The organism is Rhizobium sp. SEMIA 4085 (assembly GCF_013004495.1).
GTDB classification, from domain to species: Bacteria; Pseudomonadota; Alphaproteobacteria; order Rhizobiales; family Rhizobiaceae; genus Rhizobium; species Rhizobium gallicum.
This window is the reverse complement of the sequence record NZ_JABEPH010000220.1, coordinates 1-10184: the sequence shown is the minus strand read 5'-3', so window position 1 is coordinate 10184 and position 10184 is coordinate 1. Positions and strand designations below refer to the sequence as shown.

Here is a 10184-nt window from a genome sequence, read left to right as displayed (position 1 = left end):
CCAGGTTGTCACCCGGTGCCTGCAAACAATTGTAGCCGGCCGGTCCCGACGCCGCTGCTTTATGCGTGCCGATAGATGTCGTCGATAATTTTGGCGACCTCGACAAGCCGTTCGCAGGAGGGATCGTAAGCCTGACCAGTCGCGAGCTGGGCCGCCCAGTCCGCCGCCCCCCGGCCGCCCCAATCGTCGGAAGGCAGAACGAGGCCTTCAGTGGCTGTGCCGCGGAAGCGATGGGCGGTAAAGTCATAGAATGACCCGCCGACATTCTTGAAAGATGCACCCCCGGTTGTTCCGAAGAAATCGGCCCCGATAACCGCATCGCACCCAGCCTGCAGCCGCCAGGAGCAGGCGAGGCGGATGACCGCATCCTTTGCCAACGTCAAAGTGGCGACGGCGAAGTCTTCGACATCCTCCGCCTTGTTGATCGACACGCCACCTTTCATCAGCGTACTCCTGGTCTCGGTCACCTCAGGAAAGTCAAGGCACCAAAGCGCCATGTCGATGAGGTGGACACCGAGGTCGATCACGCATCCTCCACCCGACAGTGACTTGTCGTAAAACCAGGATTTGTCCGGGCCGTAGGCATTGTGAAAGACCAGATCGGCGGCGAAGACGGTGCCAAGCTCGCCATTTCTGATCAGATCGCGGATGCGCTGCATGCCTTGCGTGTAACGATAGGACAGATCGACGCCCAACAGCCTGTCGGCTGATCTGGCGGCGGCCACGACCGCTGCCGCCTCCGCCGCGGATCGGCCGAGCGGCTTTTGGCAGAACACTGCAGCACCGGCCTGCAGCGCCCCGACCGACTGCTCAGCGTGCAAAGCGCTCGGAGTGGCAATGACGATGCCGTCGAGGCCGAGCGACAAAAGCGCATCGAGATCGGCGACGACTTCGGCATCCGGCGCAAGGCGCAGGGCTTCTTTTATCATTTCCTCAGAGGGATCGGCGATGGCAACGGCTATGGCCATTTGCGAGCGAAGGATCGCTTCCATTCGGTTCCTGCCGATCCAGCCGACACCCAGAAAGCCAAGTCTGACGGGCTTGACCCGCGTCTCGAGCGGGCGCATCAGCAAGTCACCATTGCCTTGAGGAAACCCTCGGGCCTGTCTCGGGTTGCGTCGAGCGCTTCACCCAAGCCTTCGAGCGGATAGACATGCGTATAAAGCGGTGACGGATTGAGTCTGCCGGAAACAACCGCTTCGATCGCCTCGCGCATGCCACTAATATAAATCCTGGGATCGCGTTCGTGAGCATTGATAATGTCGAGGCCACGCCAATTCCAGAGCTGCATATTGACCTGTCTCGGCCCGTCCTGATGGTATCCAGCCACCACCAACCGGCCGCGCTCCGCGGTCAGTTCACCGGCCAGGTCGAGCGGCCACTGCTTGCCGACCGCCTCAATGACGCAGTGGCAGAAAGCACCGTCGGTTAGTCGTTTCACGGCATCGATGATCCGCCAGTGATCATCCATCGGCAAGGTCTCGGCGGCGCCTACGCGCTTGGCAATTTCGAGCGAGAACGGGCGGCGCGAGATTGCGATGACGCGCGCGCCTGCGCCGCTGGCAAGCTGTGTCAGCAAGGCGCCGAGAAATCCGATCCCGATGATCGCAACCGTCTGGCCGGGCTCGACCCCGCTGCGCCGGAATATGTTCATCGCGCAGCCAAGCGGCTCGCCTAGGAAGGGTTGACCGTCGAGCGCCGGCGGCAACGCCACGACCATGTCTGCATCTGCGATGTCGTGGGTAGAGTAGGCGTGATATGAGAGCGCAGCGACACGGTCTCCCAAATTAAGGGCCGACACCCCATCCCCGAGCGCATCGATTCTGCCCCAACCCTCGTGACCGAGGCCGCCCGGCTCCGTCGGAAAGGCCATCCATTCCGGTCCGGCCCAGGGCGCAAGATTGGAGGCGCACACGCCCGATCCTTCGAGCCTGATCCTAACCTGGCCCGCTCCTGGGTATGGAAGAGGCCTTTCTACGACTGACATTTGTCCGGGGCCGGTGATGATCGCCGCCCGGATCGTTCCCTCGGTCGTTCTTGGCAACATGTTCATGAACTGCTCCTTCGTTTTGGGACAGCCGGCCTGCTTGACGGCAGACGTCGTTGCTGCCGCATGTGTTTCCGCTCCGACGATCCGACCTCTCACGACGTGGCCCTCCTCAGTCTTCGCTAACGGATTGGCCGCCGAACCAAGGACGCCGCCAGATGTTCCGGATGAAGTCAAAGAACATGTCAAAGATGATGTCATTGAAGGAACAATCTTCGCCGACCTCGGTTCGGCAGGTCACCTTCAACTCGAGCGGACGGAATGAGATGGCGACGATCCTTGTAACTGGTGGCTGCGGCTTCATCGGAAGACATGTTGTCGAAGAACTTCTCGAAAGCGGCTATGAGGTGCGAGTCCTCGATGCGTTGCTTGATCAGGTTCACGGCGGTGCTGAAACGTTGCTGCCCGAGACTGCCGAAATCATGCGCGGCGACGTCAGGGACAAGACTGCGGTCGAACGGGCTTTATCAGGCGCCGCGGGCGTCATCCATCTTGCCGCAGAGGTCGGCGTCGGACAGTCGATGTACGAGATCGCCCGATATGTCGGAGGCAATGATCTCGGCACGGCTGTCCTTCTGGAGGCGATGATCGGTCGCCCGCCCAAACGCATTGTCGTCGCCTCGTCCATGAGTGTCTATGGCGAGGGTCGATATGAAACCTCCGACGGTGCGCAGCTCGAGCTGGTCAGGCGACGCAGCGACCAGATCAAGATCGGCCAATGGAATCCGCGCGGTGCTGACGGCGAAGTGCTAAGGCCGGTGGCGACGGATGAGGAAAAGCCCGTTGATCTCGCCTCGATCTATGCGCTGACCAAATATGCGCAGGAAAAACAGGTTCTGATTTTTGGCGAAGCCTATGGCGTCGAAGCGGTAGCGCTACGCCTTTTCAACGTGTTCGGCGCCGGCCAGGCTTTGTCCAATCCCTATACCGGCGTATTGGCAAACTTCGCCTCGAGGCTCGCCAATGGCCAGCCCCCGATGATCTTCGAGGACGGCGAGCAGCGGCGAGATTTTATCCATGTGCGCGACGTGGCGCACGCCTTCCGCCTCGCACTCGAAAAACCCAATGTTGCAGGGCATGTCATTAATATCGGCAGCGGCCATGCCTATACGATCGCTGAGGTCGCAACGCTTCTCGCCGATGCGATGGGCGTGCCGGAGATACGGCCTGAGATCATGAACAAAGCGCGGTCCGGCGATATCCGCAACTGCTTTGCGGACATCGCAAAAGCGCGCGAACTCCTCGGCTTCGAGCCGCGCTTCAAGCTGGAAAACACGCTCGGACCGTTCGCCGAGTGGGTGAGACATACCGGAGCGATCGACCGCGGCGCGGAGATGAAACGGCATTTGGAAGAAAGAGGATTGGTGTCATGACCGTATCCGGATTGTCCGCCGGGACCGGCACAGCCTTGAGATCTTATGGCTTCGTCGACTGGTTCCGTCCGGGAGAATACGAACGGACGTCGCAGACGATTTCGGAGGTCGGATTAAGCGGCGCGAGTTATTTGCGCACGCATCTGTCATGGGCCGAATATCTCGCTCCTGGTGGCGAAGCGTGGTTTGATTGGCTGATCCCGAAGCTTGGGCGCGAGATCGATCTTCTGCCCTGCATTCACTACACGCCGCCGTCCTTGTCACGGACAGGACGGTCCTCCGGCGCACCGGCCGATCTCAAATCATATGCCGACTTCGTCGACCACGTGTTGACCCGATACGGACGGTATTTCAGCCACATCGAATTGTGGAACGAACCAAACAACCTGCTCGACTGGGACTGGCGCGAGGACAAGGACTTCCTGCTCTTTTGCGAGATGGTCGGCGGCGCCGCCTTTTGGGCCAAACATCGAGGCTGGCAGCCGGTACTCGGGGGCCCATGCCCCTTCGACCCCTACTGGCTCAACCTGATGGGAGAGCGGGGCGTACTTGGCGTCGTCGATGCCGTCGGCTTTCACGGTTTCCCCGGCACATGGGACAGCGAGGAAGGCACCTGGGGCGGCTGGGATATGCATCTTGGCGAGATGCGAAGAATTATCGACCGGTTCAATGACAACGCTGAGATCTGGATCACCGAAACCGGCTATTCGACCTGGCGCAACGACGATGTGGAGCAGGCCCGGCGTTTTGTAAAGGCTCTGAGTGTGCCAGCCGACCGGATGTATTGGTATTCCTGGCGGGATGTGCCGCCGGATGTGCCGGTGCAGGAAGGCCTTTGGTTCGACCCTCGGCACTACCATCTCGGTGCCGTCACCCACGACAACCAGCCGAAGCTGCTCGCTCGCCTGCTGATGGAAGGCGGGGTCGACCGGCTCGAACAGGTCGCACGGCTCGCCACCCCCAACGTCGCCAGAGGAGCCGCGCCGATCGTCATCACCGGAGGCTGCGGCTTCATCGGCTCCAACCTCGCCGACAGCTACCTCCAGGACGGCGAAGACGTCGTCGTTCTCGATAATCTGGGGCGGCCAGGCGTCGACCAAAACCTCGGGTGGCTGACTGACAGGCATGGCTCAAGTGTACATCCTGTGCTTGCCGACGTGCGCGACGCCAGAAGTATTGAAGCAGCCTTTGCCGACGCCAAGTCAGTATTTCATTTCGCCGCCCAGACCGCGGTCACCACTAGTCTCATCCATCCGATCGACGACTTCGAGGCCAATGCTCGCGGCACGATCAATGTGCTGGAATCGGTGCGCAAGGCGGGCCGCCATGCTCCGGTGGTCTTTGCCAGCACCAACAAAGTCTATGGCGGACTCGACAACCTTGCTATGCGTGAGTTCGAGGACCGCTACATTCCGGTCGATGAGATCATCCGGTCATACGGTATCGGCGAAGACAGGCCGCTCGATTTCTGCACCCCCTATGGCTGCTCGAAAGGCGTGGCCGACCAGTATGTGCTGGACTATGCGAAGTCCTTCGGCATCCCGACGGCCGTGCTGCGCATGAGCTGCATCTACGGTCCTCGCCAGTTCGGCACCGAGGATCAGGGCTGGGTAGCGCATTTCCTGATACGGGCGCTCGCTGGAGAGCCCGTCTCGATCTACGGCGACGGCAAACAGGTCCGAGATATTCTTCACGTTGCGGACGCGATTGCCGCCTATCGCAGCGTTCTCAACGGCATTGACGGGATCAAGGGCCACGTCTTCAACCTGGGGGGCGGCCCGGTGAATGCCGTCAGCGTCCTGGCGGTCCTGCGCGAGATCGGCAGGCTCATTGGGCGTCCGGTCGAGACTTTCTTCGACGACTGGAGGGCGGGCGATCAGTATTTCTTCGTCGCAGACACCCGCAAGCTGGAGCACACGCTCGGCTGGAGCGCGCGTGTCGGCTGGGAAAGCGGACTGCAGCACCTGGCGGAGTGGCTTATTGAAAACCGTTTCGGCGGCAGACCGATCTTGGGCCACGATCGAAAGGTGTCCGCATGATCCGTCGACGAGCCCGGATATTGATGACCCTCGATGCAGTTGGCGGCGTCTGGCGCTATGCGATGGATCTGGCCGCCGGGCTTCGGGGCCGAGGGGTGGAAATCGTCTTCACAGGCCTCGGTCCCGCACCGTCGGCAACACAGACCGGAGAGGCGAAAGCGCTGGGACAGCTGGTGTGGCTCGATGCCCCTCTCGACTGGATGGCGACGAACAGGGCTGAGATATCCGTAGCTCCCGCCGAAATTTCTCAGATTGCCAGAGACTACGGGGTCGATCTGCTGCATCTCAACCTGCCCTCCCAGGCTGCTGGAATCGATACGCCGTTGCCGGTTGTCGTGGTTTCCCATTCCTGTGTCGTCACGTGGTTTGCTGCAGTGCGCGGGACGCCGGTGCCGCCGGAGTGGTCATGGCAGCGCGATGCAAACTGTGAAGGCTTTGATCGCGCCGATGCCGTGCTTTCGCCTAGCAGGAGCCATGCGGATGCACTACGAGCCGCCTATGGTCTGATCCCCCGGCTCAGGGTGATCCACAACGCCAGCCGCGTCGGTTCCGACCAGCGTCCAAAGAATATTTTCGTCTTCGCAGCCGGGCGCTGGTGGGATGAGGGAAAAAACGGCGCGGTGCTCGACAGGGCGGCGGCAGCAATGCCTCTGCCCGTCATCATGGCAGGTTCTTGCTTAGGTCCCAACGGCCAGCGCCTGAAACTCAACGACGCCCACGAGCGCGGGCCGCTGCCATATCCGAAGACCATTGCTATGATGCAGCGCGCAAAAATCCTCGTATCGCCATCAGTCTACGAACCTTTCGGCCTGACCGCCCTTGAGGCAGCGCGATGCGGCGCGGCTCTGGTGCTGTCTGATATCCCCACCCATCGCGAGCTATGGGACGGATGCGCGCTGTTCTTCGATCCACATGATCCCCAGTCCTTGGCAGCCACGTGCATGCGCCTCGGCGAAGACGAGCAACTGCGCAACGAGCTCGTGGTGAGATCACTGGAGCGCTCGCGAGCCTTCCGTTTGGAACGGCAGGCGGCATCGGTGCTCGAAACATATACGCAACTGATGAATGACACTTTCACCCTGGCAGCGGCGGAGGGATCATGAAATTCCTGTTTTACACCCATTCGCTAATTTCGGACTGGAATCATGGCAACGCCCATTTCCTGCGCGGCATTATGCGGGAGCTGACCAGCCGACGTCACGAGACACTGGCGCTGGAACCCGAGGAGTCCTGGAGCCGGTGTAATCTCGTCAGCGATCAGGGACCGAGGGCGGTCGAGAAATTTCACGACACGTTCCCGCAGCTCCGGTCCCAAATTTACGGACCGCATTTCGATCACGAGGCGGCGATCGCCGAGGCCGACGTCGTGGTGGTCCACGAATGGACGGAACCGGCGCTGGTGGAGCGAATCGGCCGAGCCAGGCGTAGCAGTGCCAATTTCACCCTGTTGTTCCACGACACACATCACCGGGCCGTGTCGGCAAAGAGTGATATCGCCGGACTGACGCTTCAAGATTATGACGGTGTGCTCGCCTTCGGCGAAACGCTGCGGCAGCGCTATCTGCAGGCTGGTTGGGGGAGATCCGTCTTTACCTGGCACGAGGCGGCTGACGACGCGCTGTTTTACCCGCGGCCGGAGATCGCCAAGATCGGAGATCTCATCTGGATCGGCAATTGGGGCGACAACGAGCGGTCCGCCGAGCTGATGGAATTCCTCATTCGCCCAGCTCGTGAGCTCGGGCTGAAAACGACCGTTCGTGGTGTGCGCTACCCCAAACAGGCGCTCGAGGCTCTTGGCGAGGCAGGCATCGCCTATGGCGGCTGGATTGCCAATGCAGAGGCGCCGCTCGCTTTCGCCAATCATAAAGTAACGATCCATGTACCTCGGCGCCCCTATGTCGAAAATCTCCCTGGCATTCCGACGATCCGCGTGTTCGAAGCGCTTGCCTGCGGCATTCCGCTGATCTGCGCACCCTGGCACGATGCCGAGGCGCTTTTCAGGCCGGGCAGCGATTATCTCGTCGCTCAGAATGGCCGAGAGATGACGCGCCTGCTGCGCGAGGTACTGACGGACGATGCTCTCGCGGCTGCGCTTATCGCATCCGGTCTCGAGACGATCCGGGCGCGTCACACCTGCCGGCATCGCGTCGATGAGCTTTTTGCCATCCTGGAGCAATGCGGCACGGCTGGCGTCACCCGGCAGCTATCAACCGAGGAGGCGGCCGAATGAAAATCGCGTTTTACGGATCAAGCCTGCTTTCCGCTTACTGGAACGGTGCTGCCACTTATTATCGTGGCCTGCTGCGCGCTCTGGCGCAGAAAGGCTATGACATCACCTTCTACGAACCCGACGTGTACGACCGGCAGAAAAACCGCGATATCGATCCACCGGAATGGTGCAAGGTCGTCGTCTACCAAGGTACTATCGAGTCGCTGAAGGGGGTGGCGGCGGCTGCGACCGAAGCCGATATCGTCGTCAAAGCCAGCGGCGTCGGTTTCGAGGATGATCTCCTGCTCCAGGAAGTCCTTCGCCACGCCAGGCGGGGCGCTCTGAAAATCTTTTGGGACGTTGATGCGCCGGCAACGCTTTCGGAGCTGCGGCAGAGCCCCGAGCACCCGCTGCGCAAATCCTTGAGCCGGATCGACCTCGTCCTGACCTATGGCGGCGGTGACCCCGTAGTCGACGCCTATCGCGGCCTCGGGGCGGCGGACTGCGTACCGATCTATAACGCGCTCGATTCTCAAACCCATCATCCGGTGCGGGAAGAGGCGCGTTTCACCGCAGAGCTTGCCTTTCTCGGCAACCGTCTCTCCGATCGCGAAGCGCGGGTCGAACAATTCTTCCTCGAACCGGCGACCCGCTTGCCCCAGCAAAGGTTCCTGCTCGGCGGGTCCGGCTGGAGCGACAAGCCGTTGTCTTCGAACATTGTTCACATCGGTCACGTCCCGACCCGCGACCACAACGCTTTCAACGCGACGCCAAAAGCGGTCCTCAATATTTCCCGTGCCAGCATGGCCGAAAACGGCTTTTCGCCTGCAACCCGTGTTTTCGAAGCGGCAGGCGCCGGCGCCTGCCCGATCACCGACTATTGGCATGGCATCGCCCCGGTTCTCAAGCCTGGTGAAGAAATACTGGTGGCGCGCGACGGCCAAGATGTCGCCGATCTTTTGGGCGGTCTGACACGGCAGCAGGCCAAGGCGATCGGACAGCGGGCGCTCAAACGCGTGCTCAATGAACACACCTATGCCAATCGCGCCGAGACGGCCGACGCCATCTTCCGCGTTCGCGCCGCGCAAGCGGAGGCTGCCGAATGACCAGTTCGCTTGATATCATCATCCTCGGCCTCTCCCTGTCGTCGTCCTGGGGCAACGGCCACGCAACGACGTACCGCGCCCTCATCGGTGGCTTGCACGCACAGGGGCACCGGGTGTTGTTCCTGGAGCGGGACGTACCTTGGTATGCAGCCCACCGCGATCTCCCGGATCCCGACTTCTGTGAACTCGTCTACTATCGCGATATCGACGAGATGATTGAAAACCATGCCGGTCGGATCAAGGCGGCGGACGCGGTGATCATCGGATCATACGTCCCATCCGGTGTGACTGTCATCGACGGGATCGTCGCCCTTAAGCCGCGACGGTTATGCCTTTATGACATCGATACTCCGGTCACGCTGGCAAAGCTTGATCGCGGCGATGAGGAATATCTGGCTCGCCGACAGCTTCCGACCTTCGACGCCTACTTCTCGTTTTCGGGCGGAGACATTTTGACCAGGCTCGAACGCAGCTACGGCGCGCGCAAGGCGATCGCTCTTTACTGCTCCGTCGATGCGAGCCGATATCAGGCAACGGGCGAAGCCTTCTGCTGGGATTTCGGCTATCTCGGCACCTATAGCCCCGACCGGCAGCCATCGCTGGAGCGGCTCCTGATCGAGCCCGCCCGTCAGTTGCCGCATCTTCGCTTCGCAGTTGCCGGTCCGCAATATCCTGAAGATATCGACTGGCCGGCAAACGTCGAGCGGATCGAGCACCTGCCTCCAGCCGATCATCCGAGTTTCTATAGCCGCCAACGCTTTACGCTGAACGTCACGCGAAGCGACATGATTGCAGCAGGCTGGTCGCCTAGCGTGCGGCTGTTCGAGGCCGCTGCCTGCGGCACGCCAATCATCAGCGACGACTGGCGCGGCCTCCACGAGCTTTTCGTCAACGATCGGGCAATCGTCATCGCCCGACGATCGAAGGATGTGGTCGACGCCCTGACGACGATCAACGCAGCAGGGCGCCTTGCACTGGCATCGGCCGCCAGGGCGACGGTGGTCCAGCGCCATACCGGCGATGTGCGGGCTCGTGAACTCGCCGCCGCGTTGCGAGAACTGCCAGAAGAACGGGTGAACGACAGCCGCCCTCACCGTCAATCCATTTCAGTTTAGGAGACGCATGATGCTGCAAAGGACGAGAAACCGAAGAGTAAAGACCGTGCTTGTTGCAGGAGGAGCCGGTTTCGTCGGCTCGCATTTATGCGACGCGATGCTGGCGCGCGGCGACCGGGTGATTTGCGTCGACAGCTATGTCACCGGATCGGAAGACAATGTCCGGCCGCTGATCAACCACCCAAGGTTCCGTTTGATCGGGAAGGACATCTGCCCCCTGGATAGCCTCGCCGGGCCTTGGGACGAAATCTACAATCTCGCCGGCGCGGCCTGGCCCCCCAAGTACAGGCAGACC

General features: G+C 61.2%; 9 protein-coding genes. 7 read left to right on the top strand and 2 right to left on the bottom strand.

All coding sequences use genetic code 11. The features are described from left to right. Positions 1-59: 59 nt before the first annotated feature. Entirely contained in the window at positions 60-1067 is a 1008-nt protein-coding gene (locus C9413_RS20535; RefSeq protein WP_170250835.1) for a Gfo/Idh/MocA family oxidoreductase, read from the bottom strand. Next, positions 1067-2053, bottom strand: coding sequence for a zinc-binding dehydrogenase (locus tag C9413_RS20530; RefSeq protein WP_039845974.1), 987 nt, complete (start codon positions 2051-2053; stop codon positions 1067-1069). The genes C9413_RS20535 and C9413_RS20530 overlap by 1 nt, the downstream gene beginning before the upstream one ends. A 260-nt stretch (positions 2054-2313) precedes the next feature. On the opposite strand from C9413_RS20530, the gene C9413_RS20525 reads away from it, so the two are divergent. From C9413_RS20525 to C9413_RS20495, 7 genes are all read left to right on the top strand, one after another. Further along, on the top strand, positions 2314-3420 hold the full coding sequence (locus tag C9413_RS20525) for an SDR family NAD(P)-dependent oxidoreductase (RefSeq protein ID WP_039845976.1): 1107 nt from the start codon (positions 2314-2316) through the stop codon (positions 3418-3420). Next, positions 3417-5459 carry an NAD-dependent epimerase/dehydratase family protein gene (locus tag C9413_RS20520; RefSeq protein ID WP_039845977.1) on the top strand — a complete coding sequence of 681 codons (2043 nt, stop codon included), beginning with the start codon at positions 3417-3419 and terminating at the stop codon, positions 5457-5459. Before C9413_RS20525 ends, C9413_RS20520 begins: the two co-directional genes overlap by 4 nt. A gap of 23 nt (positions 5460-5482) precedes the next feature. After that, positions 5483-6562 carry a glycosyltransferase gene (locus C9413_RS20515; RefSeq protein WP_039845978.1) on the top strand — a complete coding sequence of 360 codons (1080 nt, stop codon included), beginning with the start codon at positions 5483-5485 and terminating at the stop codon, positions 6560-6562. Beyond that, the gene (locus tag C9413_RS20510) at positions 6559-7689 is read left to right on the top strand and encodes a glycosyltransferase (RefSeq protein ID WP_039845979.1); all 1131 of its coding nucleotides are present in this window, start codon (positions 6559-6561) and stop codon (positions 7687-7689) included. The genes C9413_RS20515 and C9413_RS20510 overlap by 4 nt, the downstream gene beginning before the upstream one ends. Continuing rightward, positions 7686-8774 (top strand): glycosyltransferase, encoded by a 1089-nt coding sequence (locus C9413_RS20505; RefSeq protein WP_170250834.1) that lies wholly within the window; start codon positions 7686-7688, stop codon positions 8772-8774. The genes C9413_RS20510 and C9413_RS20505 overlap by 4 nt, the downstream gene beginning before the upstream one ends. Then, the gene (locus C9413_RS20500) at positions 8771-9889 is read left to right on the top strand and encodes a glycosyltransferase (RefSeq protein ID WP_039845981.1); all 1119 of its coding nucleotides are present in this window, start codon (positions 8771-8773) and stop codon (positions 9887-9889) included. The genes C9413_RS20505 and C9413_RS20500 overlap by 4 nt, the downstream gene beginning before the upstream one ends. Before the next feature lie 10 nt (positions 9890-9899). Next, positions 9900-10184: NAD-dependent epimerase/dehydratase family protein (locus C9413_RS20495; protein WP_170250833.1), on the top strand; the 285-nt coding region annotated here is incomplete at its 3' end.